Here is a 25,968-nt window from a genome sequence, read left to right as displayed (position 1 = left end):
GTCGTCGGCGGGCGCGAGCTTGACCGGCGCCGCCGCGACCAGTGCCGCACCCGCCGCGAGCATGAGCAGCGCGCGCATCACTTCGCCCTCGCGTTGAGCGCCGCCTGCGCCGCAGACAGCCGCGCGATCGGCACGCGATAGGGCGAGGCCGAGACATAATCGAGCCCGGTCTTCTCGCAGAAGGCGATCGACGCCGGATCGCCGCCATGCTCGCCGCAGATCCCGAGCTTGAGCCCCGGCCGCGCCTTTCGCCCCCGCTCGGCGGCGATCTCGATCAGCTCGCCGACGCCCTCGACGTCGAGGCTGACGAACGGGTCCTTCGCATAGATGCCCTTCTCGACATAGACCGACAGGAAGCGCGCCGCATCGTCGCGGCTGACGCCCAATGTGGTCTGGGTCAGGTCGTTGGTGCCGAAGGAGAAGAACTCGCCGACCGCGGCGATCTCGCCCGCGCGCAGCGCCGCGCGCGGCAGCTCGATCATCGTGCCGACGAGATAGTCGAGCGTGCGCCCCTTCTCGGCGAACACCGCCGTCGCCGCCGCGTCGATCACCGCCTTCATCAGCTCGAGCTCGCGCGCGGTGCCGACCAGCGGGACCATCACTTCGGGGATCGGCGCGGCACCCGTCGCCGCCGCCACGTCGCAGGCCGCCTCGAAGATCGCGCGCGCCTGCATCTCGTAGATCTCGGGATAGGTCACGCCGAGCCGGCAACCGCGGTGCCCCAGCATCGGGTTGAACTCGTGCAGCTCGCTCGCGCGCTGGCGCAGCGCCTCGACGGTCAGCCCGGTCGCGGTCGCGACTTCCTGGAACTCCTCCTCCTCGTGCGGCAGGAATTCATGCAGCGGGGGATCGAGCAGGCGGATCGTCACCGGAAGCCCCGCCATGATCTCGAAGATCGAGGCGAAGTCGGCGCGCTGCTCGGGCAGCAGTTTTTCCAGCGCGACGCGGCGGCCCTTCTCGGTCTCGGCCAGAATCATCTGGCGCACCGCGGTGATGCGGCTGGCCTCGAAGAACATATGCTCGGTGCGGCAGAGGCCGATTCCCTCGGCGCCGAAGTCGCGCGCGGTGCGGCAGTCGAGCGGGGTCTCGGCGTTGGTGCGCACTTTCAGGCGGCGCACCTTGTCGGCCCACACCATCAGCGTGCCGAAGTCGCCGGCGAGTTCGGGCAATACGGTCGCCACCTCGCCCGCCATCACTTCGCCGGTCGAGCCGTCGATGGTGATGATGTCGCCTTCCTTGAACTCGCGGCCACCCGCGCGCATCCGCTTGGCCTTGCCCTCGATCGCGAGCGTCCCCGCCCCCGACACGCAGGGCCGACCCATGCCGCGCGCCACCACCGCCGCATGGCTGGTCATCCCGCCGCGCGCGGTGAGAATCCCCTTGGCGGCGTGCATGCCGTGGATGTCCTCGGGACTGGTCTCGACGCGGACGAGGATGACGCTCTCGCCGCGCTCGGCGCGCTGCTCGGCGGTCTCGGCGTCGAACACGATGATGCCGCTCGCCGCGCCCGGCGAGGCGGGCAGGCCCTTGGCGATGACGTCTCGGTGCGCCTCGGGGTCGAGCGTCGGGTGGAGCAGCTGGTCGAGCGCGAGCGGATCGACGCGCAGGATCGCCTCCTCCTCGGTGATCAGCCCTTCGCTCGCCATGTCGACCGCGATCTTGAGCGCGGCCTTGGCGGTGCGCTTGCCGGCGCGCGTCTGGAGCATCCAGAGCTTGCCCTCCTGCACGGTGAACTCGATGTCCTGCATGTCGCGATAATGCGTCTCGAGCAGGTCGAACACCTTGGCGAGCTCGGCATAGACGACGGGCATCGCGTCTTCCATCGACGGCGCCTTGGCGCCCGCCTCGTCCTTGGCGGCCTTGGTGAGATATTGCGGCGTGCGGATGCCGGCGACGACATCCTCGCCCTGCGCGTTGATCAGGAACTCGCCATAATAGGCGCGGTCGCCCTTCGACGGATCGCGCGTGAAGGCGACCCCGGTCGCCGAGGTGTCGCCCATATTGCCGAACACCATCGCCTGGACGTTGACCGCGGTGCCCCAGCTCGCCGGAATGTCGTTGAGCCGGCGATAGACCTTGGCGCGCTCGGACTGCCAGGAGCCGAACACCGCGCCGACCGCGCCCCAGAGCTGTTCGTGCACGTCCTGGGGAAACGGCTTGCCCCACTGCTGCTCGACGAGCGCCTTGTACTGCGCGACGAGATTCTTCCAATCCTCGGCAGTCATCTCGGTGTCGAGCGAGAAACCCTTGTCTTCCTTGGCGATCTCGAGCGCTTCCTCGAAGGCGCCATGGTCGAGCTCGAGCACCACGTCCGAATACATCTGGATGAAGCGGCGATAGCTGTCCCACGCGAAACGCTCGTCGCCCGAGCCTTCGGCGAGGCCGACGACGGTCGCGTCGTTGAGCCCGAGGTTGAGCACCGTGTCCATCATCCCCGGCATCGAGGCGCGCGCGCCCGAGCGCACCGAGACCAGCAGCGGATTGACCGCGTCGCCGAAGAGCTTGCCGGTGATCTGCTCGATATGCGCTAGCCCGCCTGCGACCTCGTCGCGGACGCTCGCCGGGAAGGCGCCGCCCTCGTCATAATAGCGCGTGCACATCTCGGTCGAGATTGTGAAGCCCGGCGGGACAGGCAGGCCGATTGAGGCCATTTCGGCGAGGTTGGCGCCCTTGCCGCCGAGCAGGTTGCGATCCCCCGCCCCGCCGTCCGAGACGCCGCCGCCGAAGCGATAGACGTAGCGCGGATCGACGCTCCCGGCCTGGTTGCTGTTGGCGGCGGGAGCGACGGTCGTGGCCAAGTGGTTAACCCTCTATCTTCGAGAAATCGGCAACTTTGTGCATCGCGGCGACGAGCTTCGCAAGCAAGGCGAGCCTTGCGGTGCGTCGTTCCGGGTCATCCGCGTTGACGGTGACTTCGTCGAAGAAGCAATCGATCGCCGGACGCAAGACTGACAACGCGGTCATCGCGTTAGCGAACTTTTCGTCCGCGATCGCTTTCTCAGCGAGCGGCAGCTGCGTATCGAGCGCATCGGCGAGCGCGGCCTCCGCGGGATCGGGGTCGTAGGGGAAGGTGAACCGCGCCGCTTCCCCGTCTTCGTCATGCCGGCGCAGGCCGGCATCCAGAGCTTCGGGCGACGACGCCTGCGACTCTGGACTCCGGCCTTCGCCGGGGTGACGCGAGGGGTCGGTGGCGTCGCCCTTCTTGGCCTCGGCGCGCAGGATGTTGGCGGCGCGGCGATAGCCGGCGAGCAGATTGGCGCCCTCCCCCGTCTCGACGAACGCCTGCAACGCCTTCACGCGGGCGAGCAGGCGAACGAGATCGTCCTCGCCGCCGAGCGCGAACACCGCGTCGATCAGATCGTGGCGGACACCGGCTTCGCGCTGTTGGACTTTCAGGCGGTCGGCGAAGAAGTCGAGGAGGGCCCAACTTTGTGAGCGATAGACTTTGCTACGACGGTTATGCGCCCGCATCGAAGTACCAAAGGCATGTACAGTCATGCCTAGAGGCACGCCCGCCACCTTCGCTGCCTGTTCCATCTTGAGCTGTCGCGCTTGTGACACGGACTTCTCGACCAACAAGAAATGCTGTTCAACTATGTCAAGCAATTGAGCGCGATAATTACCTACAATAATCAGACTGATAACAGCGAGTGCCGCGCGACGCAGCGCAAAAGGGTCTTTTGATCCGGTCGGCAATTCTTGAACGTAGAAGAAACCGACCAAAGTATCCAGCTTGTCCGCCAGCGACACCGCGACCGTCACAGGCGCGGTGGGGACTTCGTCGCCCTGGCCGACGGGCTTGTAATGATCGCGGATCGCGTCGGCGACCGTGTCGGGCAAGCCCTCGGCCCGCGCATAATAGCCGCCCATCACGCCCTGCAACTCGGGGAACTCGCCCACCATCCCGGTGACGAGGTCGGCCTTGGCGAGCCGCGCGGCCTGTTCGGCCATGTCGGCGTAAACCCCTCTCCCCTGCAGGGAGAGGGATTATCCCCTCCTCGACCAGCCAGCGCGCCAGCTTGGCAACGCGCTCGACCTTGTCCGCGACCGTGCCGAGCTTCTCGTGGAAGACGATGTCCTTGAGCTTCACCGCGCGCTCCGCGAGCGGCACCTTCAGATCCTGCTCCCAGAAGAAGCGCGCGTCCGACAGCCGGGCGGCGAGCACCTTGGCGTTGCCCGCGACGATCGCCACGCCGCCGTCCGACGCCGCGATGTTGGCGGTGCAGACGAACGCCGGCGCCAGCGCGCCCTTGGTGTCGGTGCAGGCGAAATATTTCTGGTTGGTGCGCATGGTGAGCTGGATCACCTCGCGCGGCACGACAAGGAACGCCGGGTCGAACCGGCCGAGCAGCGGCACCGGCCATTCGGTGAGCCCGGCATTCTCCGCGACCAGCCCCGCATCGGGGACCAGCGACAGCCCGGCGGCCGCCGCGGCCGCCTCGGCACCCTCGCGGACGAGGCGGCGGCGCGCCTCGGCGTCGACGATGACGTGGCACGCCTCGAGCTTCTCGACATAGTCGGCGGCCGAGCCGATCGTGATCACGCCGGGATGGTGGAAGCGGTGGCCGACGGTGGCCGCGCCGCTGGCGACGCCGGCGATCTCGACCGGCACGATCGTCTCCCCGAACAGCGCGACGATGCCCTGCAGCGGGCGCACCCAGCGCGGGGATTCGGGCGACAGCGAGGCCGCGCCCCAGCGCATAGCCTTGGGCCAGGGGAAGCCGCGGACGATCGCCGGGATCCCCTCGGCGAGCACGTCGCGCGTCGAGCGGCCAGGCTTCTCGATCACCGCGAACAGGACGGCATTGCCCTTGGCGTCGCGGCGCTCGACGAGCTGGTCGCGCGTCAAGCCGGTCTTGCCGAGGAAGCCGGCGAGCGCCTGCGCCGGCGCGTCGGCGCGCGGGCCCTTGAGTTCCTCGGAGACCGCGGCGGTCTCGAGCGGCAGGTCGCGTGCGATCAGCGCAAGCCGGCGCGGGGTGACGAAGCTCTGGATGCCGGACGCCGTGAGGCCGGCCTTCGCCAATTCGCCCTCGAACAGCCGCACGAGATCGGCCGCGGCCTTCTCCTGCATCCGCGCGGGAATTTCCTCCGAGAGGAGTTCGAGCAGGAAATCGGTCACAGGCCTTCTCCCCCGCCGTCGGGCCCGATCCTAAACCCCGTTCGGGCTGAGCGAAGTCGAAGCCCACCCTGAGCGAAGTCGAAGGGCCAAAGCGCCGACGGTGGCTGCACTTCGACTGCGCTCAGTGCGAACGGGGCTGGGTGCGACGCAAAAGAGGTCATGCCACCCACCCCGGATAACGCGCCTGCCAGTCGGGCGTGTTCTTCTCGATCAGCGCGGCGCAGGCGCCTTTCGCGAGATCGCGGACGCGGCCGATATAGGCCTGGCGTTCGGCCACCGAGATCACGCCGCGCGCGTTCAAGAGGTTGAACACATGGCTCGCCTCGATCGCCTGCTCATAGGCCGGGATCGGCAGCTTGGCGGCGAGGCAGTTCTCGCACTCCGCCACCGCCTTGCGGAACAGATCGAACAAGGCGTCGGTGTCGGCGATCTCGAAATTCCAGGTCGACATCTGCTTCTCATTCTCGAGAAACACGTCGCCGTAGCTCACCCCGGCCCGCCCCTCGACAGGGTCGTTGAAGGCGAGGTCGTAGACGCTGTCGACACCCTGGATATACATCGCCAGCCGCTCGAGCCCGTAGGTGAGCTCGCCCGCCACCGGCTTGCAGTCGAAGCCGCCCATCTGCTGGAAATAGGTAAACTGCGTCACCTCCATGCCGTCGCACCACACCTCCCAGCCGAGCCCCCAGGCGCCCAGCGTCGGGCTCTCCCAATCATCCTCGACGAAGCGGATGTCGTGCAGCCCGGTGTCGATGCCGATCTCGGCGAGGCTGCCCAGATACAGCGCCTGCAGGTCGGGCGGGCTGGGCTTCAGGATCACCTGATATTGGTAATAATGCTGGAGCCGGTTGGGATTCTCGCCGTAGCGGCCGTCGGTCGGGCGGCGCGAGGGCTGGACGAAGGCGGCGTTCCACGGATCCGGGCCGAGCGCGCGCAGCGTCGTCGCGGGGTGGAAGGTGCCCGCCCCCATGCGCATGTCGTAGGGCTGCAGGATCACGCAGCCCTGGCGGCTCCAATAGTCGTGGAGCCGGAGGATCATGGCCTGGAAGCTGAGCGGCTTTACGGGCGGCTGGGCGGTCGGCGGGGCTGGCATCGGGACGGGCGTCGGCATGGTCGAGCCCTTGGCGCAGGCACCCGGTCGGGTCAAGCAAGCGGGCGCTTGCGCGGGGGCAGCGCGGGTGTAGGAACGCGCCATGAAGCTTTTCCGTGCGCGTGCCGCCGTCCTCCTCGCCCTGCTCGTGCCCCTCCTGCCGGCGCCCGCCTGGGCGCGCGCGCCGCGCGCCGCCGGCCACGCCGCGCATCCCGCGGTGTGGAAGGTGAGCAAGGGCGGCTCGACCGTCTATCTGTTCGGCACGATCCACGCGCTGCCGCCGCATTTCGAGTGGGAGACCGGCGCGATCAAGACCGCGATCGCGCAGTCCGACCGGCTCGTGCTCGAGGCGGTGATCGACCAGGACCCGACCAAGTCGGCGCAGGCGCTGCTGCGGCTCGGCACCGCGACGACCAGGCTTCCGCCGGTGGCGGCGCGCGTCGCGCCCAAATTCCGGCCCCGGCTCGCGGCGATGATCGCGCGCAGCCAGCTGCTCGCGGCGACGCTCGACACGCTCAAGACCTGGGCGGTGGGGATGGTGCTGTTCGGGCCGTCGGTCGCCAAGCTCGGGGTGAGCAGCGCCGACGGCGTCGAGGAGCAGCTCAAGGCCGAGTTCCGCGCCGCGGGCAAGCCGATCGAGGGGCTCGAGACGCTCGACGAGCAGCTCGGCTTCTTCGACACGCTGACCGAGCCGCAGCAGCGCGCCTTCCTCGAGAGCGTGCTCGACGAGCAGGACGACGACGCCTCCGACTTCGGCAAGATGATCGGCGCCTGGAGCCACGGCGACGAGCGCGGCATCGCGCGGAGCTTCGACAAGGACATGAAGAAGAGCGATGCGCTGCGCACCGTGCTCATCGCGCGCCGCGACGCGCATTGGGCGGACGCGATCGTGGCGCGGCTGGCGACGCCGGGGACGCAGCTGATCGCGGTCGGCGCGGGGCATCTGGTGGGCAGCGACTCGGTGCAGGCGGCGCTGGCGAAGCTGGGGTATGTCGCGACGCGGGTGGAGTAGCGTCGCCTCCCCTTCCTTCTTCCGTCATCCCGGCGGATGCCGAGGTGACGGCGGGCGGCCCCCCTTCTTCCGTCATCCCGGACTTGATCCGGGATCCATACGCGCGACGTCTCGTCTCCAGGCACGGGTGCGCTCGTCATCGTCGCACCGCGCCACGGGCGACTCGTCTATGGATCCCGGCCTTCGCCGGGATGACGGGTGCGGTTGTGCACCCCTTGCCTTTTCCCCCGATCCGCCCTAAGCGCCCCGCCTTCCGGTCAGGGTCATCCCTGGAGGCTTGGCCGGGTTGGCATAGCATTATTGGAGAGTAAGCGATGAGCGATCAGCTGACGCTGTCCGCCGAAACGCGCGATCGGGGTGGCAAGGGAGCCTCCCGTCATCTGCGCCGCGAAGGACGCATCCCCGCCGTGATCTACGGCGACAAGAAGGACCCGATCTCGATCCACCTCGCCGAGCGCGATCTGATGAAGGCGCTGCACACCGGCCACTTCATGAACTCGGTGGTGATGATCGACGGCATCGACGGCGCGATCCGCACGCTGCCCAAGGACGTGCAGCTGCATCCGGTCACCGATCGCCCGCTCCACGTCGATTTTCTGCGCATCGGCGAGCACACGACGGTCCACGTCAACGTGCCGCTGCGCTTCGAGAATGAAGAGGCATCGCCCGGCATCAAGCGCGGCGGGGTGCTCTCGGTCGTCCGTCACGAGGTCGAGCTGGTCGTCGACGCGGCCGAGATCCCCGACGAGATCGTGGTCGACCTGACCGGTTTCGAGGTCGGCGATTCGATCCACATCTCCGCGGTGACGCTGCCCAAGGGCGCGCACTGGGCGATCGAGGACCGCGACTTCACCATCGCGACGATCACGGCGCCGTCCGCGCTCAAGTCCGCCGAAGGCGAAGCCGAGGGCGACGAGACGCCGGCGGCGTAACACTCCGGTTCGCCCCGAACGGACCCAAACCCCGTTCGGCCTGAGCGCAGTCGAAGGCCATGCACCGATGGTGGCTGCACTTCGACTGCGCTCAGTGCGAACGGGGTTTGGTTTCTGGCGCGAGGAGCCCCCACGATGCAGCTCTGGGTCGGCCTCGGCAATCCGGGCGCGCAATACGCGCTGCACCGGCACAATGTCGGCTATATGGCGGTCGACGTCATCGCCGACACCTACAAATTCGATCCCTGGAAGAAGCAGTTCCGCGGCTGGTCGTCGCTGGGACGCATCGGGCTCGAACGCATTCTGCTGCTCAAGCCCGCGACCTTCATGAACGACAGCGGCCTGTCGGTGGGCGAGGCGGCGCGCTTCTACAAGCTCGCGCCGGGCGACGTCACCGCCTTCCACGACGAGCTCGATCTCGCCCCCTTCAAGGTCAAGGTGAAGACCGGCGGGGGCGCGGCGGGCCACAACGGGCTGCGCTCGATGGACCAGCATCTCGGGCAGGACTATCGCCGCGTCCGGCTCGGCATCGGCCACCCCGGCCACAAGGACCGGGTCACCGGCTATGTGCTGGGGCCCTACGCCAAGGCCGAGATGGACCCGCTCGCCGCCATGCTCGGCGCAGTCGCCGCCGAAGCGCCGCGGCTCGCGGCGCGCGAGGATGCGCGCTTCATGAGCGAACTGGCGCTGCGGCTGGCCTAAGCGTTTCGCGGCGCACGCCGGGGCATAGGCCCGCGGTCCGCGACGGGGCGCGGCACTTTTTACAGGAGCGTGGGGCCTGGGCCCCGGCTTTCGCCGGGGACCAGCTGGCTTGTGATACGCCGGTCTGGACCAAGCGCTTTCGTCATCCTGACGAAGGTCGGGATCCAGACTTCGGGATGACGAAGGAGAAGCGCAGGCCGTCTCCCTGCCACGACTGGCAAACCGCCCGCACACCCGCTATCTGGCCGCACGACCGGGCGCATGCCCTCCCCTGACACGATCCAAGGTTAAGCAAGCATGGGTTTCCGCTGCGGCATCGTCGGCCTGCCCAACGTCGGCAAGTCCACCCTCTTCAACGCGCTGACCGAGACGGCCGCCGCGCAGGCCGCCAATTACCCCTTCTGCACGATCGAGCCCAATGTCGGCCAGGTCGCGGTCCCCGATCCGCGCGCCGACAATCTCGCGCGCATCGCCGGCTCCGCCAAGATCATCGAGACTCAGCTCGGCTTCGTCGACATCGCCGGCCTGGTGCGCGGCGCGTCGAAGGGCGAAGGGCTCGGCAACCAGTTCCTCGCCAACATCCGCGAGGTCGACGCGATCGTCCATGTGCTGCGCTGCTTCGAGGATGGCGACGTCACCCATGTCGAGGGCAAGGTCGATCCGATCGCCGACGCCGAGACCGTCGAGACCGAGCTGATGCTCTCCGACCTCGAGAGCCTCGAGCGCCGCGTCCCCAATCTCGGCAAGAAGGCGCAGCAGGGCGACAAGGAGGCGAAGGCGCAGTTCGGCGTGCTCTCGCCCGTGCTCGAGCTGCTGCGCGCGGGCAAGCCGGCGCGGCTGGGGCGGCCGAGCGATCCCGAAGAGGTCGCCTGGTTCGACCAGGCGCAGCTGCTGACCGGCAAGCCCGTGCTCTACGTCTGCAACGTCGAGGAGGCGTCCGCTGCCGAGGGCAATGCGCTGTCCGCGCGGGTGTTCGAGAAGGCCAAGGCCGAGGGCGCGCAGGCGGTCGTGGTGTCGGCGGCGATCGAGGCCGAAATCGCGACGATGGCGCCCGAGGACCGCGTCGAATTCCTCTCCGACCTCGGCCTCGCCGAGACCGGCCTCGCGCGCGTGATCCGCGCCGGCTACGCGCTGCTCCACCTGATCACCTTCTTTACCTGCGGCCCCAAGGAGACGCGCGCCTGGACGCTCGCCAAGGGCAGCAAGGCGCCGCAGGCCGCGGGCGTGATCCACTCCGACTTCGAGCGTGGCTTCATCCGCGCCGAGACGATCGCGTATGAGGATTATGTCGCCTGCAACGGCGAGACCGGCGCGCGCGAGACGGGGAAGCTGCGCTCCGAGGGCAAGGACTATGTCGTCCACGACGGCGACGTGCTGCTGTTCCGCTTCAACGTCTAGAAACACCCCAGCCGTTCGTGCCGAGCGACGTCGAGGCACCGGGACATGCGCCGCGTTCGCCGCCTGTCCCTCGACGTCGCTCGGGACGAACGGAAGACGCACAGCCATGCACCTTTGGCGGCCGATGGCGATCTGCTACCGATCCGTCAAAGGAGAGGTCCATGCCCTGGTTCGAGGATTTCGCGGTCGGCGACCGCATCGCGTTCGGCCGCTACGCGGTGACTCGCGACGAGGTGGTCACGTTCGCCGGCGCCTATGATCCGCAGCCCTTCCACCTCGACGACGCCGCCGCCGCCAAGACGCATTTTAAGCGGCTCGCGGCCAGCGGCTGGCATAGCTGCGCGATGACGATGGCGATGGTCGTCGCGGCGCAGCAGGCGCGCGATGCCGGCGAACCCGATGGTGGCGGCGCGCTCGGCGCGGTCGGGATCGACGCGCTGCGCTGGCTCAAACCCGTCTATCCTGGAGACGTGCTCCGATGCGAGACCGAAGTGCTCGAGATCAAGCCGTCGCGCAGCCAGCCGCATATGGGATCGGTGAAGAGCCGGCTGACCGTGTTCAACCAGGACGACGAGCCGGTGATGACGCAGGAGCCGATCGTGCTCTATCGGCGCCGGCCGCAAGGCGGGACCGGATGATCTTCGGCGACCATAAGCACCGTCTGACCCATTTTCTCGACGCGGTCTGGTCCGAAGGCCGGGTCGAGGCGTGCGACGACCTTGTCGCCGATACCTATGTGGTCCGCCACGACCCGGGCGACCCCTGGGAAGGCCGGACGCTCGATCGGGAGGGGTTCAAGGCCCGCGTCCGCCAGTCGCGTGCGCCCTTCCCCGATCAGCGCTTCCACGTCCAGGCGCTGCTCGAGGACGACGGCAAGGTCGCGGTGGCCTGGACATGGACCGCGACGCACCGCGGCGACATTCCTGGGTTTCCCGCGACCGGAGGGCCGATCGCGATGTCCGGCCTCACCGTCTATGATTTCGACGACAGCGGCCGGATCGCGGGCCATTGGCAGGTGTCGGACCGTCTCGGGATCGTCCAGCAGCTCCAGGCTCGCGCGGCCGGCGCGATCAATGCCCCCCGAAGCTGACCAGCGTCGTCACCGCCACCCCCTCGGCGCGGAGCAGGTCGGCGCCGCCGAGATCGGGCAGGTCGATCACGAACGCCGCGCCGACCACCTCCGCGCCCGCCTCGCGTAGCAGCCGGACCGCCGCGAGCGCGGTACCGCCGGTAGCGATCAGGTCGTCGACGAGCAGCACCTTCTGCCCGGGCACGCAGGCATCGGCATGCATCTCGACGCGGTCGGTGCCATATTCGAGCGCATAGTCGACGCCGACCGTCACGCCGGGCAGCTTGCCGGTCTTGCGGATCAGCAGCAGGCCCCGGGCGAGCTGGTGGGCGATTGCGGAGGAGAAGATGAAGCCGCGTGCCTCGATCCCGGCGATCAGGTCGACACCCGTCGGCGCCGCTTCCGCCAGCCGCTCGACCGAGGCGGCAAAGCCGGCCGGATCGAGCAGCAACGTGGTGATGTCGCGGAACTGGATGCCGGGCTTGGGGAAGTCGGGGATGGTGCGGATCAGCGCGGCGATGTCGAGGGTGTCGGTCGTCATGCTGCACTGCATCGCAGGGCGGGGCGCGAAAGAAAAGGCGCTTTTACCACCCTTCCATTCGCCCTGAGCGGAGTCGAAGGGCATGCGCTGCGGCAGCCCTTCGACGGGCGGGCTTCGACTACGCTCAGCCCTGCTCAGGGCGAACGGGTTTGAAGCTTGGCTTCAACCCGTCCCTCAGTGCTTCCGGCCGTGCCAGATGTTCCGGTACGCCGCGAACGCCAGCAGCGTCGCGATGATCAGATAGCCGACCACCGCGATACCCGTGCGCTTGCGGTTCTCCAGCTTGGGCTCGGCGGCCCACATCAGGAAGGCCGAGACGTCGGTCGCCATCTGCAGCCGCGTCGCCTTGGTGCCGTCGGCATAGGTGACCTGGCCGTCACTCACCAGCGGCGGCGGCATCGCGATGTTGAGATTGGCGAAATAGGGATTGTAGTGCAGCCCCGGCGGGACGTTGAAGTCGGGGAACTGCTTCTTAAGATCGGCCGGCACGTCGGCATAGCCGGTGACCAGCGACGCGATATAGGCGGGGCCGCCCTCGCGTGCCTTGGCGAGCAGGCTCATGTCCGGCGGCAGCGCATTGTTGTTGCCGGCGCGCGCCGCGATCTCGTTGGGATAGGGGCCGGGGAAGAAGTCCGACGGCAGCGACTTGCGGGTCGCAGCCTCGCCGGTATCCGGGTTCAGCGACGGCGTCTCGGTCGCCCAGCCCTTGGCCAGCGCCTTCACTTCCGGCTTGGTGAAGCCGATTTCTTCCAGATCGCGGAACGCCACCAGCCGCATCGAGTGGCAGGCGGAACACACTTCCTTGTAGACCTGGAAGCCGCGCTGCAGCTGCTCATTGTCGTACCGGCCGAGCGGCCCCTCGAAGCTGTAGTGGATCGCCTTGGGCGCGAGGTGGAACTCCTCGGAGGCGAGATGCGCAGCCGGCGCGTGCGGCGACATCACGATCGCCCACAAGAGCGAGCAGACGAAGAGCGCGCCGACCAGCGGGGCGATCAGGGGAGCGAAAAAGCGAAGCATGCGGTTCGTCTCCCTGGATCAGGCGGTCGCGGCGGTGCCGTAGGGGGCCGCCTCGGCAGCCTCCCCGTGCAGCACCGATTCGCTGATCGAGTTGGGCAGCGGCAAGGGCGTCTCGAACTTCGCGATGATCGGGATGACGATCAGGAAATGCGCGAAATAATAGCCGGCGCAGAGCTGGCTGAGCAGCACCACGGTCGGCGTCACCTCGGCCTGACCCAGATAGCCGAGCAGCAGCACGTCGACGACGAGCACCCAGAACAGCTTCTTGTAGATCGGCCGGTAATTGCCCGAGCGGATCGGCGAGCGGTCGATCCACGGCAGGAAGAACAGCAGCAGGATCGCGCCGAACATCGCCATCACGCCCCACAGCTTCGCCGGCACGCCGAGGAAGTTGGCGGTGAAGGATTTGAGGATCGCGTAGAAGGGCAGGAAATACCATTCGGGCACGATGTGCGCGGGGGTCGAGAGCGGGTTGGCCGGGATGTAATTGTCGGGATGCCCCAACGCGTTGGGCGCGAAGAACACCATCAGCGAGAAGCAGATCAGGAACACGCCCAGCCCGAAGCCGTCCTTCGCGGTGTAATAAGGGTGGAACGGGACGGTGTCCTCCGGCCCCTGCACCGCGACCCCGGTCGGGTTGTTCGAGCCGGGCAGATGCAGCGCCCAGATATGCAGCACGATCACCGCGGCGATCACGAACGGAAGAAGATAGTGGAGCGAGAAGAAGCGGTTGAGCGCGTCGTTGTCGGGCGCGAAGCCGCCCAAGAGCCACATGCGGATCGGCTCGCCGACGACCGGGATCGCCGAGAAGAAGCCGGTGATCACCTGCGCGCCCCAGAAGCTCATCTGCCCCCAGGGGAGGACATAGCCCATGAAGGCGGTCGCCATCATCAGCAGGAAGATCACGACGCCGAGCAGCCACACCATCTCGCGCGGCGCCTTGTAGGAGCCATAATAGAGCCCGCGGAAAATGTGCATATAGACGACGATGAAGAAGAAGCTGGCCCCGTTGGCGTGGGCGTAGCGGATCAGCCAGCCCGAATTGACGTCGCGCATGATGTGCTCGACGCTGTCGAACGCGACCAGGCCGTTGGCGGCATAGTGCATCGCCAGGATCACGCCGGTGATGATCTGGATGCCGAGAGCGGCGCCGGCGAGCACGCCGAAGTTCCAGAAATAGTTGAGGTTGCGCGGCACCGGATAGCCGGCGCCGACCGCATTATAGACCAGCCGCGGCAGCGGCAGCTTCTCGTCCATCCAGCGCATGAACGGGTTCTTCGGCGCGTAATGCGCGGCCCAGGGGAAGCTCATTGGTTAGTCCCTCAACCGATCTGCACGGTGGTGGCGGATTTGAACGCATATTCCGGCACGACGAGATTCTTCGGCGCGGGCCCGGCGCGGATGCGGCCGGCGGTATCGTATTGCGAGCCGTGGCAGGGGCAGAAATAGCCGCCATATTGGCCGCGGCTCTCGGTCGGCGTGATGCCGAGCGGGACGCAGCCGAGATGCGTGCAGACCGCCATCGTGATCAGCCAATTCTCGTGGCCGGGCTTGGTCCGCTCATCGAGCGTCTGGGGATCGCGCAAGGATGCGACGGGCACCGCCTTGGCCTCGGCGATCTCGGCGGGCATCAGATAGCGGACGAACACCGGCTGCTTGCGCCAGGCGATCTTGATGCCGGAGCCGGCGGCGATCTTGGAGAGGTCGACCTCGACCGCCGCGAGCGCGAGCACGTCGGCCGACGGGTTCATCTGGTTGACCAGCGGGATCAGCACCGCGGCGGCGCCGACGCCGGCGAAGCTCACCGCGGCGATATTGAGGAAGTCGCGACGCCGCGCGCCCTGACCCTCGTCATAGGCGCCGCCGATCACCGGAGGCCTCTGGTTGGGGTCGTCGGTGGTCTCAAGCGTCGCCATGCACTCAGCCCTCGGCATCTACGGAAAAACGTTCGCCCGAGGGATCAGGCACGAAATTCGCGGAGCCCCCCAAAGCACATACGACGTGCCCCATGTCCCCGGGGCTTGCCGCCCGGGGGTGATAGCGTCGCTTTCGCGGCTTTGCCAACCTCGATTTTCTCGCGCTTGCGAAACGGGGTCGCGATGGCCTAGCGAAAACCGATATGCGCATCGCCCTCCATCAGCCTGAGATTGCCGGGAACGTCGGCACGATCCTGCGCCTCGCCGCCTGTCTGGGGCTCGCGGTCGACGTGATCGAGCCGTGCGGCTTCGCCTTCGGCGACCGCGCACTCGCGCGGGCGGGCATGGACTATGCCGAACGCGCCGCGGTCACCCGCCACGCCGATTGGGCGGCATTTCGGGCGGCGACGCCGGCGCGGCTGCTGCTGTTCACCACCGCGGGGGATGTCCGCCTCCCCGATGCGCGGTTCACGCCCGACGACGTCCTGCTGTTCGGGTCGGAGGGCGCCGGCGCGCCGCGCCATGTCCATGAGGCGGCGACGCTGCGGCTGCGCATCCCGATCAGCGCCGACGCGCGCTCGCTCAATATCGCCACCGCGGTAGCGATGGCCGCCGCCGAAGCGCTGCGACAAACCGAAGGATGGCCGGCATGATCCCGCTCGACCCGCAACAGGCCGCGGCGCGTGCCTGGTTCGAAGCCTTGCGCGACCGGATCTGCGCGACGTTCGAGGCGATCGAGCGCGAGGCGGGATCGGACGCCGCCTTCGCCTACACCCCGTGGAACCGCGAGGACGATCCGGACGCGCGCGGCGGCGGCGGCGTGCGCGGCGTGATGAAGGGCCGCGTGTTCGAGAAGGTCGGCGTCAACGTCTCGACCGTCGGCGGCAGCTTCGCGCCCGATTTCGCCCAGACCATCCACGGCGCCGGCGACAACCCGACCTTCGTTGCGACCGGGATCAGCCTTGTCGCCCACCTCGCCAACCCGCACGCCCCCGCGGTCCACATGAACACGCGCTTCCTGACCACGACCAAGCGCTGGTTCGGCGGCGGCGCCGATCTCAATCCCCCGCTCCCCTATGCCGAAGACACCGACGCGTTCCACGCGACGCTGCGCGCGGCCTGCGAGGCGCATGCGCCGATCGGCGACTATCCGCGCTACGCGCAATGGGCCGAGGAGTATTTCGCGATCCCCCACCGGGGGGTGCGGCGCGGCGTCGGCGGGATCTTCTACGACCATCTCGACGCCGACGGTGACGCCTTCGATCTCGCCTTCGCCTTCACCCGCGCGGTCGGCGAGGCCTTCCTGGCGATCTACCCGGCGATCGTGCGCCGCCGCCGCGACACGCCGTTCACGCCCGACGAGGAGCGACAGATGCTCGCCTGGCGCGGCCGCTATGCCGAGTTCAACCTCGTCTACGACCGCGGCACGCTGTTCGGGCTCAAGACCGGCGGCAATATCGACGCGATCCTGATGAGCCTGCCGCCCCGGGCAATATGGGAATGATATTCGCCGGGGACCACGCAGCATGAGCCTCATCCGCGTCCCCGACGAGCAGATCGCGACGGTCGTCACCTCGCTGCAGATGGTCGAGCGCCCCCGCCCCCGCCCTGCCCCCTCGTCGCAGCTCGGACTTCGCCTCGATCGCTGGCGCGAGCCGGCGCCCGAGCGCTATCGCACGCTGTTCCAGCGTGTCGGTGCGCCGTGGCTGTGGTTCTCGCGACTGGTGATGACCGACGCCGCGCTGACCGCGATCATCCACGACCCCGGAATCGAGATCTACGCGGTCACCGATCCCCGTGGCGTCGAGATCGGCCTGCTCGAGCTCGACTTTCGCGAGCCGCACAGCTGCGAGCTGTCCTTCCTCGGCCTCGTCCCCGAACTCACCGGCAAGGGCGAGGGGCGCTGGCTGATGGCGCAGGCGCTGGCCCTCGGCTGGCGCAAAGACGTCACCCGGCTGTGGGTGCACACCTGCACGCTCGATCACCCCAAGGCGCTCGGCTTCTACCGCGCGCAGGGCTTCGTGCCGTTCGCGCGCGCGGTCGAGACCTTCGCCGATCCGCGGCTGGCCGGCGTGCTGCCTCTTGAGGCGGCGCCTCAGATCCCGCTGTTGGGCGCGTCCGTCGCGACCTCGAGCGCGCGGTAGAGCCGCGCGACATAGACCGTCCACAAGCCGATCACGCCCGCGAGCACGACGCCGGTCGCGACGAAGGACAGGATGATCGACAGCGGCGGATTGTGCGTCGCCATCCCGATCAGCTGCGAGATCGCGCCGATCGGGATCAGCAGCACCAGTATCGCGAAGATCGCGGCGATCCCCATCACGATCCGCAGCGCGAGCAGCCGCGCATAGCAGCCGCGGGTCAGCCGGAAGGCGGTGCGCACCGCGGCCCACGGCGTCTGCGGCCGGTCGGCGAGTACTGCCCAGATCGGCAGGATGCGCACGAACAGCCAGATCACCAGCGCGACGTCGGCGAGATTGACCATCATCGCGACCGGCCCCGCCCCGCCCGAAACGCGCATGTCGATCAGCGTCGCGAGCGCGAGCGGAACCGCCAGCACGACCTGGACACCGACATAGAGCAGCAGCAGCCCGATCGCCGCCGGGACGCGCGCGATCGCGACCAGGATGCTCTCGCGCACGCTGACTCCGGGCCTGAGCGCCAGCGCCGAGACCGCGATCGAGCCCAGCATGCTGATCAGCCCGCAGGGCAGCAGCCACGCCATCCACGGCCCCGGCTTGAGCGTGCCGGCGCTCGCCTCGTCCATCGGCACCGCGAGCAGCATCATCACCGTCGGCAAGCCGAAGCCGAGCAAAGCGAGCGGCAGCAGCAGCGACGCCTCGGCGCGGACGAAGCCGATCGTCTCCTCCCAGACCGTTCCCAGCGAAATCTTGATCCTGTATGTCATGCCGCCCCTCTAGCATGGTGCCGCGCGCCGCCAAGCCGGCTTGATCCGCGCGCGCCGCCGCGCCATCTGCCGGCGATGGCCGAGACCGATATCGAATGGCGCGTGTCCGATGCGCCGCAGCCCTATGCCGAGGCGCTCGCCGAAATGGAGGCGCGCGCGACCGCGATTCGCGCCGAGGGCGCGCGCGAGATGGTCTGGCTGCTCGAACATCCGCCGCTCTACACCGCCGGCACCAGCGCCGATCCCGACGAGCTGATCGCGCCCGATCGCTTTCCCGTCCACACCGCCGGGCGCGGCGGGCGCTACACCTATCACGGCCCCGGCCAGCGCGTCGGCTATCTGATGCTCGATCTCGACAAACGCGGCCGCGACGTCCGCCACTTCGTCCACACGCTCGAGGCGTGGCTGATCGCCACGCTCGGCGATCTCGGCGTGACAGCGCATATCGCGCCGGGCCGCGTCGGCATCTGGGTGGACGGTCCGGGCGGCGAGGCCAAGGTCGGCGCGATCGGGGTGCGCGTCCGGCGTTGGGTCACGCTGCACGGCTTTTCGGTCAACATCGATCCCGATCTCAGCCACTTCGCGGGCATCGTTCCATGCGGTCTCGCCGACTATGGCGTGACCAGCCTCGCACGGCTGGGAACGCTTTCCGGGATGAAACAGTTTGACGAGGCACTGCGAAGTCGTTTTGATTCCTTCCTGTCCGCGCTGGTGAACGTGCCGCAACGCTCATGAGGCAGCCGGGCTCGACGCTGACGATCTCGCGGTCTCGGGAATATGGTCCTATCGTGACCCAACATCTGGCAGGGAGCCACACATGCGCAATCTCTTCACCAAGCTGATGACCTCTTCGATGATCGTCGGCGCCGCGCTGACGGTCGCCGCCTGTCATCACAGCGACACCGCCAACACCGCCGACACCAACATGACCGACATGAACACGATGGATTCGTCGGCCGGCATGACCAACGACATGAGCGCCACCGATTCGATGGGCAACAGCGGCGCGGCCGATAACAGCATGATGGCCGGCAATGACATGTCCGCCAACAGCGGCGCGCCCTCCAACCAGATGTAAGCTGGTCTCCCTCGCCTGCGGGCAGGATAGCGAGAGGGCCGTCCGGGCGACCGGGCGGCCCTTTTGTCATGCGTGGCGGTCGCCGCTAGACTTTGGTCGGCCGACGGACCGGGCGGCCCTTTCCAGGCGCTTGGGCACGCCATCATGACGTCGCCGCTTGCAGCGGCAGCCGGATCGGTTAAGGCTGGATGCAGGCGGCGCGATGCAGGCGCGACCGCAAGCGTTTTGCCCGATGGGCTTGTTCGAGAGGGTTCACGATGAGGTTCGGCGCGCGCCAGGCAATGGCAGCGATGGTGGGAATTGCGATCAGCATCACGACGGCCGGCGCGACGCCGGCGTCGGCGCAATTGTTTTGGAAGACTCCGGATTTCACGGGCGCCCCCGTCAAGGGCGACGAACCCGGCGTGATGATCCCGCTAACCGGCGCCACGCCCGCCGAGCTCAACGCCGAGATCGTGTGGACGATGCGCGCCGGGCTCAACTTCGCGGCGCTGCAGTGCCAGTTCGCGCCCTCGCTGATGACCGTCCCGACCTACAACGCCCTGATCGGCCATCATTCCAAGGAATTGGCGACCGATTACAAGACGCTGCAGACATATTTCAAGCGCGTCGCGAAGAAGGGCACCAGCCCGAGCGCAGTCGCCGCTGCCTTCGACAGCTTCAACACGCGTACCTACAGCAGCTTCTCCTCGGTGTTCGCGCAGATGGGCTTCTGCCAGACCGCCTCGCGGATCGGGCAGGTCGCGCTGATGACCCCCAAGGGTTCGCTCGAGGTGGTCGCGCGCAATCGCCTGCGCGAGCTGCGCAACAGCCTCGTGCCGACCGCCGATCTGGTCAATTCGCCGCAGTCGTCGCCGCAATTCGCCGGCGTCGACGTGCCGGCGCTGCCGCCGGCCTGCTTCGATCGCGCCGGCACCATCAAGAAGAAGTGCCTGTAGGCGAGGCGCCTCTTCCGCGTCGTCCCGGCGAAAGCCGGGACCCATGGACGGCGGCAGTGCCGCGGTTTTGCGCGGCGGCTTATCCTGCGAAGCGCTTTGCCGCGAACCTCAACAGCAGCGGGTGACGCGCCGTATCCATGGGTCCCGGCTTTCGCCGGGATGACGATGGGATGCCGCTCCGTCGTGACGGCTCAGCGTATCCCCACCAGCTTGTGCGTCTGGATCGACAGTCGCCAGGCCGGGTGCGCCACGACATAGTCGATCGCCGCCGCGCGGTGCGCGTCGCGCAGCGGATCATCGAGCGGCTGGAGCAGGCGGTGCGTGAAGTCCCACTGCGCGAGCGCCTGCGGGTCGATCCCCGGCTGCGGCCAGACCAGCTTGAGCTCGTCGCCCGAGCGCTGGACGACCTCGCTCCCCGCCTTGGGGCTGACCGTGATCCAGTCGATGCTGCGCGGCACCGGCAGCGTGCCGTTGGTCTCGATCGCGATCTCGAAGCGTTCGGCGTGCAGCGCATCGATCAGCGGCTGGTCGACCTGGAGCATCGGCTCGCCCCCGGTGATCACCAGGAATTTCTGGACGCCTTCGGTCACGCCCCACAGCAACGCGACCTTCGCCGCGAGCGCCGCGGCATCGGCATAGCGCCCACCCTCGGTGCCATCCATGCCGACGAAATCGGTGTCGCAGAAGGTGCAGGTCGCGGTGGCGCGGTCCTGCTCGCGGCCGGTCCACAGATTGCAGCCGGCGAAGCGCAGGAACACCGCGCGGCGCCCGACATGGAGCCCCTCGCCCTGCAGCGTCAGGAAGATCTCCTTGACCGCGTAGCTCACGGCGCGTCGGCGGGATGCGTCGCGTAGACGGTGGGATCGGGCAGCCCGGCCTCCGCGAAGCCGCGGTGGCGCAGCCGGCAGCTGTCGCACAGCCCGCAATGCTCGCCGCCCTGCGGATCGTAGCAGGACCAGCTCATCCCCGCGTCGAGCCCGAGCCGCGCCGCCTCGCGCACGATGTCGGCCTTGGTCATCGCCAGCAGCGGCGCGTGCACGGTGAAGCGCTCGCCCTCGACGCCGGCCTTGGTGGCGACCGCGGCGAGTTGCTCGAAGCCTTCGACGAACGCCGGCCGGCAATCGGGATAGCCCGAATAGTCGAGTGCGTTGATTCCGAGGAACAGGTCGCGCGCCCCATCGGCCTCCGCCCAGCCGAGCGCCAGCGACAGGAAGATCGTGTTGCGCGCGGGCACATAGGTCACCGGGATGCCCGCCTCGTCGCCGCCGTCGAGCCCGACGCCGGCCTTGGGCACGTCGATGTCGTCGGTCAGCGACGAGCCGCCGAAGGCGCGCAGGTCGATCGGCAGCACGACATGGCGCGCCACCTCCAGCGCCGCGGCGATACGGCGCGCCGAGGCGAGCTCGACGAGATGGCGCTGATTGTAGTTCACCGTCAGCGCCAGCACGTCGAAGCCGGCCTCCCGCGCGAGCGCGGCGGTCACCATCGAGTCGAGCCCGCCCGAGAGCAGCACGACCGCCTTGCGGCGCACGGATTGGTTCGGATCAGTCATGATCGCGCGCTAGTCCCGCAGTTCGGTCGGTGCAAGCCGGCATCAGGCGGGCAGCGGCACGGGGAAGCTCTTCGCGCAGAACTCGCAGTCGACATGGACGACGCCGTCCGCGTCCGCCATCTCGGCGCGCTCCTCGGGCGGGAAGCGTGCGATCACGCTCTGGATGTGCGCGGGCGAGCAACGGCAGCCGCGGCTCAAGCGCCCGAGCGGCAGCGCGCGCACCTCCTCCTCGTTGAACAGACGCCACAGCAGCTCGTCGAGCGGCAGCGACGGGTCGGTCAGCTCGGCGGGGCTGATCGTCATCGCCAGCGCCTCGACATGCTGCCATTCGGGATGATCGAGCCGCGTGTGCAGCCGCTCGCGCCCCTCTTCGCCCTCGGGCAGATGCTGGCCGAGGAAGCCGCCGGCGACGTGGCGGCCGTCGGGCAGCGTCTTGACCGCGACGCGGACGAGGCTGGGGATCTGCTCGGACTGGGCGAAATAATGTTCGGTCGCCTCGGCAAGCGAGCCGCCTTCGAGCGGGACGATGCCCTGATAGCGTTCGCCGGCGCTGTCGCCGCTGGCCGCCGCCTGGTCGAAGGTGATCGCGAGATAGCCCTGGCCGAACAGCGCGAACAGCGTCGGGTCGACCGGCGCCTCGGCGAGCTTGTCGGCATCGAAGCGGAGATAGCCGCGCATCTCGCCGCCCTTGTAATCGACGACGAGCAGATCGACGACGCCGCCCTTGGTCTGCGCCTGCAGCGTCAGCTGGCCTTCGGCATGCTTGAGCGTCGAGCCGAGCAGCGCGCCCAGCACCAGCGCCTCGGCGAGCAGCCGGGCGAGCACGGGCGGATAGGCGTGCGCCGCGAGGATCGTATCGAGCGCCGGCCCGAGCCGCACGACGCGGCCGCGGGCGTGGCGCGCGGCGATGGTAAAGCCGAGCGCGGTGTCGAGGGTGGTGGTGACGTCATTCGTGGCCATGGACTATCCTTGCGCGCGCCAACCCCGGACCCGTTCGTGCCGAGCGCAGTCGAGGCACCGCGCGACACGCGGTGCGCTCGAAGCATGTCCCTCGACTACGCTCGGGACGAACGGGGTTTGGGGTGGGCGTCGATCTGAAGACCGATATCGGAAGCCCCTGTCCTGATGTCCACCCTCGGCTCAGATCAGCCCGAAGCACCACAGCAGCACCGCCTTCTGCGCATGCAGGCGGTTTTCGGCCTCGTCCCAGATCGCCGACTGCGGCCCGTCGATGACGCTGTCGACCACCTCCTCGCCGCGGTGCGCGGGCAGGCAGTGGAGGAAGGTCGCGCCCGGTTTCGCCTGCGCCATCAGCGCCTCGGTCACCTGATAGGGCATCATCGCCGCGAGCTTCGCCTCGGCCTGCGCCTGGCCCATCGAGATCCACGTGTCGGTAACGACGATGTCGGCGCCCTTCACCGCCTCGACCGCATCGCGCACGACGCGGACCTCGGCGCCGCGGTTGGTGGCGGCGCCGATCACGTCGGGATCGGGATCATAGCCCTCGGGGCAGGCGGCCGTGACCTCGAAGCCCATCAGGCTGCCTGCCTCGACGATCGAGTGCAGCACATTGTTGCCGTCGCCCAGCCACGCCCATTTCGAGCCGGCGAGCGACCCGCGCCGCTCGATCACGGTCTGCATGTCGGCCATGATCTGGCAGGGATGGCTGCGATCGGTAAGGCCGTTGACGATCGGCACGGTCGCGTGGTGCGCCATCTCGACGATCTTGGCGTGGTCGTCGGTGCGGATCATGATCGCATCGACATAGCGCGACAGCACGCGCGTGGTGTCGGCGATGCTCTCGCCGCGGCCGATCTGCATCGAACCCGCGTCCATCACCAGCGTCGTGCCGCCCAATTGGCGCATCGCCATGTCGAACGACACGCGGGTGCGCGTCGAATTCTTCTCGAAGATCATCGCCAGCGTCCGCCCGGCGAGCGGCGCGTCGGCGTCGACCCGGCCCTTGGGCCAGTTTTTCCGCGCCGCCTTGCGCGATGCGGCGTCCGCCAGCATCGCGGCGATCGCGGCGGATCCCGCGTCGGAGAGATCGAGGAAATGGCGGATGGTCATGGCGTTACTCCCCCTCCGTTCGCCCTGAGCGCAGTCGAAGGGCAGCCACGGCAGCGCGTGGGCTTCGACTTCGCTCAGCCCGAACGGGGTATGTTATTCGTTCGAGACCTCAATCATCCGCTACCGGCACATAGGTGCGCGCGGCATCCGACATCTTGGCGACGAACTCGTCGATATGGCCCTGCTCGATCACCAGCGGGGGCAGCACGCGCACGACATTCTCGCCGGCCGAGACGAGCAGAAGCTGGTGATTGTCGCGGGCATGGGCGACGAAGCGGCGGCTGTCCGACTTGAGCTTGACGCCGAGCATCAGCCCCATGCCGCGCACGCTGTCGAACAGATGGTCGTGATTGGGGATCATCTGCTCGAGCGCGGCGCGCAGCCGCTCGCCGGTCTGCTTGACGCCGTCGATGAAGCCGGGCTCGAGGATCACGTCGAGCACCGCCTGGCCCGCCGCCATCGCCAGCGGATTGCCGCCATAGGTCGAACCGTGGGTGCCGAACACCATGCCCTTGGCGGCCGCCTCGGTCGCCAGGCACGCGCCGAGCGGGAAGCCGCCGCCAATGCCCTTGGCACAGGCGACGATGTCGGGGACGACGTCATATTGCTCATGCGCGAAGAAGCTGCCGGTGCGCGCATAGCCGCACTGGACCTCGTCGAGCACCAGCAGCAGACCGTGCTGGTCGGCGAGCCGGCGCAGGCCCTGGAGGAATTCGGGGCTGGCCGGGCGCACGCCCCCCTCGCCCTGGATCGGCTCGACCAGGAAGCCCGCGGTGGTGTCGTCGATCAGCGCCTCGGCGGCGGCGAGATCGTCGAACGGCGCGTAGCGGAAGCCCGGCAGCAGCGGCTCAAAGCCGTCGCGCATCTTGTCCTGATCGGTCGCCGAGATCGTCCCCAGCGTACGGCCGTGGAAGGCGTTCTGGAAGGTGATCAGCGTGCTGCGCTGCGGATTGCCATTGGCGAAATGATAGCGCCGCGCGGTCTTGATCGCGCACTCGACCGCCTCCGCACCCGAATTGGTGAAGAACACGGTGTCGGCGAAGCTGTTGTCGACCAGCCGCTGGGCGAACGCCTCGCCCTGCGGGCTGCCATAGAGATTGGAGACGTGCATCAGCGTCGCGGCCTGGTCGGCGATCGCCTTGGTCAGCACCGGATGGCCGTGGCCGAGCAGATTGACCGCGATCCCGCTGGCGAAATCGAGATAGCGCTGGCCGTCCTCGCCGATCAGATAGCAGCCCTCGCCGCGGACCGGACGCACGCCACAGCGCGGATAGACCGGCATGAGGGGCGTGATGGTCATCGGCCTGGGCTCCTTTGCGACGAGGCGTCGAAACGCAAAAAGGCGGCCCCATCGGCCGCCTGTCGCGAAGCGCTCTAGCGCCGGGGTATCGGGAGTGCAACCCAAACCACCTTCGTCATGCCGGGCCCGATCCGGCCTCCAGAGCAACCGGCGCTGCGTCCGAAGCCCTGGATCCCGGGTCAAGCCCGCGATGACGTCCCAAACGTCAGTTCTTGATCTTCCAGCCGCTCCTGAGCAGCACATAGCAGAGCACGCCCATCACGACGTTGATCGCGAGCAGCAGCACCGCGCCGAACAGCACCGGCGAATCGGCGACGCCGAGAAAGCCCGACCGGAACCCCGAGATCACGTAGAAGATCGGATTGGCGTGGCTGACCGCCTGGAAGGCGGGCTTGAGCTTGCTGATCGAGTAGAAGGTGCCGGACAGCAGCGCGAGCGGCTGGACGACGAAATTGGTCACCGCCGCCGAATGGTCGAATTTGTCCGCCCAGATCGAGGTCAGCACGCCCAGAAAGGACAGCAGCAGCGCCCCCATCAGGCCGAACCACAGCACCGCCAGCGGGTTCGCCATGCCGACATGGACGCCCGGCCACAGCAGCATCGCCACCCAAAGCGCCGCCCCCACAACGAAGGCGCGGGTCACCGCGGCGCCCACCAGTCCGGCGAGCAGCTCGGCGGTCGACAGCGGCGGCATCAGATAGTCGACGATCGTGCCCTGCATCTTGCCGACCAGCAGCGAGAAAGAGGAATTGGCGAAGGCGTTGGTCATCATTCCCATCACGATCAGCCCGGGCGCCACGAAATCGGCGAAGGCGACCGTCGTCGTGCCGACCGGCACCGCGGCGCGCGCGCCCAACGCGACCGTGAAAATCACCAGATAGAGCAGCGTCGTGACCGCCGGCGCCCACACCGTCTGCAGCTGGACCTTGAAGAAACGCCGCACCTCCTTCACATAGAGCGTGCGCAATCCTCCCCAGTTGACCTGCTTGATCACGGGCACGCCCGGGGGGGAGATTTTATGGACGGGCGACGCGCCGGGGGTCTGGTCGAGCATATGTGCCGACCTATGCACTCTGGGTGACGCCCGCAAGGTACGACGGAGCACAGACGAACAATGGCGTGGACCGACGAGCGGATCGACAAGCTCAGGAGCCTGTGGGGCCAGGGGCAGACCGCCAGCCAGATCGCCGACGAGCTCGGCGGGGTCAGCCGCAACGCGGTGATCGGCAAGGCGCATCGGCTCGGGCTCGAGAGCCGTCCGTCGCCGGTGAAGGGCAATGAGAGCGCGGCAGCGCCCGTCGCCGAGCCGGCCGCGGCGCCCGCACC

Annotated in this window: 26 protein-coding genes and 1 pseudogene; 13 read left to right on the top strand and 14 right to left on the bottom strand. The window is 68.3% G+C overall.

Going from position 1 to position 25,968, the window contains the following annotated elements; all coding sequences use genetic code 11:
* Positions 1 to 77: 77 nt before the first annotated feature.
* The 3 genes and pseudogenes from ppdK to Q0326_RS15215 all read right to left on the bottom strand — a co-directional run bounded on the left by ppdK (position 78) and on the right by Q0326_RS15215 (position 6,158).
* On the bottom strand, positions 78 to 2,798 hold the full coding sequence (gene ppdK / locus Q0326_RS15225) for a pyruvate, phosphate dikinase (protein ID WP_298692013.1): 2,721 nt from the start codon (positions 2,796 to 2,798) through the stop codon (positions 78 to 80).
* 4 nt (positions 2,799 to 2,802) lie between these two features.
* A pseudogene (gene glyS, locus Q0326_RS15220) lies at positions 2,803 to 5,119 on the bottom strand (glycine--tRNA ligase subunit beta).
* 157 nt (positions 5,120 to 5,276) lie between these two features.
* Positions 5,277 to 6,158: a glycine--tRNA ligase subunit alpha gene (locus Q0326_RS15215; protein WP_363304221.1), complete on the bottom strand. Its 882-nt coding sequence runs from the start codon at positions 6,156 to 6,158 to the stop codon at positions 5,277 to 5,279.
* A gap of 154 nt (positions 6,159 to 6,312) precedes the next feature.
* Here Q0326_RS15215 and Q0326_RS15210 point away from each other — a divergent pair, with 154 nt between their 5' ends.
* From Q0326_RS15210 to Q0326_RS15185, 6 genes are all read left to right on the top strand, one after another.
* A complete protein-coding gene (locus tag Q0326_RS15210; protein ID WP_298692009.1) occupies positions 6,313 to 7,221 on the top strand; it encodes a TraB/GumN family protein in 909 nt (302 codons plus the stop codon).
* Positions 7,222 to 7,535: 314 nt separating this feature from the next.
* Positions 7,536 to 8,153 (top strand): 50S ribosomal protein L25/general stress protein Ctc, encoded by a 618-nt coding sequence (locus Q0326_RS15205; RefSeq protein WP_298692007.1) that lies wholly within the window; start codon positions 7,536 to 7,538, stop codon positions 8,151 to 8,153.
* 135 nt (positions 8,154 to 8,288) lie between these two features.
* Positions 8,289 to 8,855, top strand: a complete 567-nt coding sequence (gene pth, locus Q0326_RS15200) for an aminoacyl-tRNA hydrolase (RefSeq protein WP_298692005.1) — start codon at positions 8,289 to 8,291, stop codon at positions 8,853 to 8,855.
* Positions 8,856 to 9,152: 297 nt separating this feature from the next.
* Positions 9,153 to 10,253, top strand: coding sequence for a redox-regulated ATPase YchF (ychF, locus tag Q0326_RS15195; protein WP_298692003.1), 1,101 nt, complete (start codon positions 9,153 to 9,155; stop codon positions 10,251 to 10,253).
* A gap of 161 nt (positions 10,254 to 10,414) precedes the next feature.
* Positions 10,415 to 10,891 (top strand): MaoC family dehydratase, encoded by a 477-nt coding sequence (locus tag Q0326_RS15190; protein ID WP_298692001.1) that lies wholly within the window; start codon positions 10,415 to 10,417, stop codon positions 10,889 to 10,891.
* On the top strand, positions 10,888 to 11,343 hold the full coding sequence (locus Q0326_RS15185; protein WP_298691999.1) for an ester cyclase: 456 nt from the start codon (positions 10,888 to 10,890) through the stop codon (positions 11,341 to 11,343). Before Q0326_RS15190 ends, Q0326_RS15185 begins: the two co-directional genes overlap by 4 nt.
* Here the strand turns inward: Q0326_RS15185 and Q0326_RS15180 are convergent.
* The 4 genes from Q0326_RS15180 to petA form a co-directional block, all read right to left on the bottom strand.
* Entirely contained in the window at positions 11,324 to 11,863 is a 540-nt protein-coding gene (locus tag Q0326_RS15180) for an adenine phosphoribosyltransferase (protein ID WP_298691996.1), read from the bottom strand. The two genes, Q0326_RS15185 and Q0326_RS15180, sit on opposite strands and share 20 nt — an antisense overlap.
* A 174-nt stretch (positions 11,864 to 12,037) precedes the next feature.
* Entirely contained in the window at positions 12,038 to 12,880 is an 843-nt protein-coding gene (locus tag Q0326_RS15175; protein ID WP_298691994.1) for a cytochrome c1, read from the bottom strand.
* An 18-nt stretch (positions 12,881 to 12,898) separates the two neighbouring features.
* Positions 12,899 to 14,191, bottom strand: a complete 1,293-nt coding sequence (locus tag Q0326_RS15170) for a cytochrome b/b6 (RefSeq protein WP_298691992.1) — start codon at positions 14,189 to 14,191, stop codon at positions 12,899 to 12,901.
* A gap of 11 nt (positions 14,192 to 14,202) precedes the next feature.
* Entirely contained in the window at positions 14,203 to 14,796 is a 594-nt protein-coding gene (gene petA, locus Q0326_RS15165; protein ID WP_298691990.1) for a ubiquinol-cytochrome c reductase iron-sulfur subunit, read from the bottom strand.
* A gap of 203 nt (positions 14,797 to 14,999) precedes the next feature.
* On the opposite strand from petA, the gene Q0326_RS15160 reads away from it, so the two are divergent.
* From Q0326_RS15160 to Q0326_RS15150, 3 genes are read left to right on the top strand one after another with little or no spacing between them, the layout of a single operon-like run.
* On the top strand, positions 15,000 to 15,449 hold the full coding sequence (locus Q0326_RS15160; protein WP_298691988.1) for a TrmH family RNA methyltransferase: 450 nt from the start codon (positions 15,000 to 15,002) through the stop codon (positions 15,447 to 15,449).
* The gene (gene hemF, locus Q0326_RS15155; RefSeq protein ID WP_298691986.1) at positions 15,446 to 16,300 is read left to right on the top strand and encodes an oxygen-dependent coproporphyrinogen oxidase; all 855 of its coding nucleotides are present in this window, start codon (positions 15,446 to 15,448) and stop codon (positions 16,298 to 16,300) included. Before Q0326_RS15160 ends, hemF begins: the two co-directional genes overlap by 4 nt.
* A 22-nt stretch (positions 16,301 to 16,322) precedes the next feature.
* Positions 16,323 to 16,940, top strand: a complete 618-nt coding sequence (locus Q0326_RS15150; protein WP_298691984.1) for a GNAT family N-acetyltransferase — start codon at positions 16,323 to 16,325, stop codon at positions 16,938 to 16,940.
* Here Q0326_RS15150 and Q0326_RS15145 read toward each other — a convergent pair.
* Entirely contained in the window at positions 16,892 to 17,704 is an 813-nt protein-coding gene (locus Q0326_RS15145) for a hypothetical protein (RefSeq protein ID WP_298691982.1), read from the bottom strand. The two genes, Q0326_RS15150 and Q0326_RS15145, sit on opposite strands and share 49 nt — an antisense overlap.
* Before the next feature lie 75 nt (positions 17,705 to 17,779).
* Here Q0326_RS15145 and lipB point away from each other — a divergent pair, with 75 nt between their 5' ends.
* From lipB to Q0326_RS15130, 3 genes are all read left to right on the top strand, one after another.
* The gene (lipB, locus tag Q0326_RS15140; RefSeq protein ID WP_298691980.1) at positions 17,780 to 18,439 is read left to right on the top strand and encodes a lipoyl(octanoyl) transferase LipB; all 660 of its coding nucleotides are present in this window, start codon (positions 17,780 to 17,782) and stop codon (positions 18,437 to 18,439) included.
* Between the two features lie 82 nt (positions 18,440 to 18,521).
* On the top strand, positions 18,522 to 18,782 hold the full coding sequence (locus Q0326_RS15135; protein WP_298691978.1) for a hypothetical protein: 261 nt from the start codon (positions 18,522 to 18,524) through the stop codon (positions 18,780 to 18,782).
* 257 nt (positions 18,783 to 19,039) lie between these two features.
* Entirely contained in the window at positions 19,040 to 19,720 is a 681-nt protein-coding gene (locus Q0326_RS15130) for a hypothetical protein (protein ID WP_298691975.1), read from the top strand.
* 191 nt (positions 19,721 to 19,911) lie between these two features.
* Here Q0326_RS15130 and queE read toward each other — a convergent pair whose 3' ends face one another.
* The 6 genes from queE to Q0326_RS15100 all read right to left on the bottom strand — a co-directional run bounded on the left by queE (position 19,912) and on the right by Q0326_RS15100 (position 25,696).
* The gene (queE, locus tag Q0326_RS15125; RefSeq protein WP_298691973.1) at positions 19,912 to 20,547 is read right to left on the bottom strand and encodes a 7-carboxy-7-deazaguanine synthase; all 636 of its coding nucleotides are present in this window, start codon (positions 20,545 to 20,547) and stop codon (positions 19,912 to 19,914) included.
* Positions 20,544 to 21,272, bottom strand: a complete 729-nt coding sequence (queC, locus tag Q0326_RS15120; RefSeq protein ID WP_298691971.1) for a 7-cyano-7-deazaguanine synthase QueC — start codon at positions 21,270 to 21,272, stop codon at positions 20,544 to 20,546. Before queC ends, queE begins: the two co-directional genes overlap by 4 nt.
* A 42-nt stretch (positions 21,273 to 21,314) precedes the next feature.
* On the bottom strand, positions 21,315 to 22,232 hold the full coding sequence (locus Q0326_RS15115; RefSeq protein WP_298691969.1) for an Hsp33 family molecular chaperone HslO: 918 nt from the start codon (positions 22,230 to 22,232) through the stop codon (positions 21,315 to 21,317).
* 180 nt (positions 22,233 to 22,412) lie between these two features.
* A complete protein-coding gene (argF, locus tag Q0326_RS15110; RefSeq protein WP_298691967.1) occupies positions 22,413 to 23,342 on the bottom strand; it encodes an ornithine carbamoyltransferase in 930 nt (309 codons plus the stop codon).
* Positions 23,343 to 23,451: 109 nt separating this feature from the next.
* The gene (locus Q0326_RS15105; protein ID WP_298691966.1) at positions 23,452 to 24,642 is read right to left on the bottom strand and encodes an aspartate aminotransferase family protein; all 1,191 of its coding nucleotides are present in this window, start codon (positions 24,640 to 24,642) and stop codon (positions 23,452 to 23,454) included.
* A gap of 205 nt (positions 24,643 to 24,847) precedes the next feature.
* Positions 24,848 to 25,696 (bottom strand): ABC transporter permease, encoded by an 849-nt coding sequence (locus Q0326_RS15100; protein ID WP_298691964.1) that lies wholly within the window; start codon positions 25,694 to 25,696, stop codon positions 24,848 to 24,850.
* Between the two features lie 60 nt (positions 25,697 to 25,756).
* Between Q0326_RS15100 and Q0326_RS15095 the strand changes: the two genes are divergently transcribed.
* On the top strand, positions 25,757 to 25,968 hold a 212-nt coding region (locus Q0326_RS15095; RefSeq protein WP_298691962.1), incomplete at its 3' end, for a GcrA family cell cycle regulator.

It is taken from the genome of uncultured Sphingomonas sp., from assembly GCF_937859915.1.
Lineage (GTDB): Bacteria > Pseudomonadota > Alphaproteobacteria > Sphingomonadales > Sphingomonadaceae > Solisphingomonas.
This window is presented reverse-complemented; position numbering and strand designations above follow the sequence as displayed.

Bases quoted from the DNA above. Each gene is read 5' to 3' on its own strand.
- Q0326_RS15215 (WP_363304221.1), bottom strand. From the start codon at position 6,158: ATGATCCTCCGGCTCCACGACTATTGGAGCCGCCAGGGCTGCGTGATC.
- Q0326_RS15210 (WP_298692009.1), top strand. From the start codon at position 6,313: ATGAAGCTTTTCCGTGCGCGTGCCGCCGTCCTCCTCGCCCTGCTCGTG.
- Q0326_RS15205 (WP_298692007.1), top strand. From the start codon at position 7,536: ATGAGCGATCAGCTGACGCTGTCCGCCGAAACGCGCGATCGGGGTGGC.
- pth (WP_298692005.1), top strand. From the start codon at position 8,289: ATGCAGCTCTGGGTCGGCCTCGGCAATCCGGGCGCGCAATACGCGCTG.
- ychF (WP_298692003.1), top strand. From the start codon at position 9,153: ATGGGTTTCCGCTGCGGCATCGTCGGCCTGCCCAACGTCGGCAAGTCC.
- Q0326_RS15190 (WP_298692001.1), top strand. From the start codon at position 10,415: ATGCCCTGGTTCGAGGATTTCGCGGTCGGCGACCGCATCGCGTTCGGC.
- Q0326_RS15185 (WP_298691999.1), top strand. From the start codon at position 10,888: ATGATCTTCGGCGACCATAAGCACCGTCTGACCCATTTTCTCGACGCG.
- Q0326_RS15180 (WP_298691996.1), bottom strand. From the start codon at position 11,863: ATGACGACCGACACCCTCGACATCGCCGCGCTGATCCGCACCATCCCC.
- Q0326_RS15175 (WP_298691994.1), bottom strand. From the start codon at position 12,880: ATGCTTCGCTTTTTCGCTCCCCTGATCGCCCCGCTGGTCGGCGCGCTC.
- Q0326_RS15170 (WP_298691992.1), bottom strand. From the start codon at position 14,191: ATGAGCTTCCCCTGGGCCGCGCATTACGCGCCGAAGAACCCGTTCATG.
- petA (WP_298691990.1), bottom strand. From the start codon at position 14,796: ATGGCGACGCTTGAGACCACCGACGACCCCAACCAGAGGCCTCCGGTG.
- Q0326_RS15160 (WP_298691988.1), top strand. From the start codon at position 15,000: ATGCGCATCGCCCTCCATCAGCCTGAGATTGCCGGGAACGTCGGCACG.
- hemF (WP_298691986.1), top strand. From the start codon at position 15,446: ATGATCCCGCTCGACCCGCAACAGGCCGCGGCGCGTGCCTGGTTCGAA.
- Q0326_RS15150 (WP_298691984.1), top strand. From the start codon at position 16,323: ATGAGCCTCATCCGCGTCCCCGACGAGCAGATCGCGACGGTCGTCACC.
- Q0326_RS15145 (WP_298691982.1), bottom strand. From the start codon at position 17,704: ATGACATACAGGATCAAGATTTCGCTGGGAACGGTCTGGGAGGAGACG.
- lipB (WP_298691980.1), top strand. From the start codon at position 17,780: ATGGCCGAGACCGATATCGAATGGCGCGTGTCCGATGCGCCGCAGCCC.
- Q0326_RS15135 (WP_298691978.1), top strand. From the start codon at position 18,522: ATGCGCAATCTCTTCACCAAGCTGATGACCTCTTCGATGATCGTCGGC.
- Q0326_RS15130 (WP_298691975.1), top strand. From the start codon at position 19,040: ATGAGGTTCGGCGCGCGCCAGGCAATGGCAGCGATGGTGGGAATTGCG.
- queC (WP_298691971.1), bottom strand. From the start codon at position 21,272: ATGACTGATCCGAACCAATCCGTGCGCCGCAAGGCGGTCGTGCTGCTC.
- Q0326_RS15115 (WP_298691969.1), bottom strand. From the start codon at position 22,232: ATGGCCACGAATGACGTCACCACCACCCTCGACACCGCGCTCGGCTTT.
- argF (WP_298691967.1), bottom strand. From the start codon at position 23,342: ATGACCATCCGCCATTTCCTCGATCTCTCCGACGCGGGATCCGCCGCG.
- Q0326_RS15105 (WP_298691966.1), bottom strand. From the start codon at position 24,642: ATGACCATCACGCCCCTCATGCCGGTCTATCCGCGCTGTGGCGTGCGT.
- Q0326_RS15100 (WP_298691964.1), bottom strand. From the start codon at position 25,696: ATGCTCGACCAGACCCCCGGCGCGTCGCCCGTCCATAAAATCTCCCCC.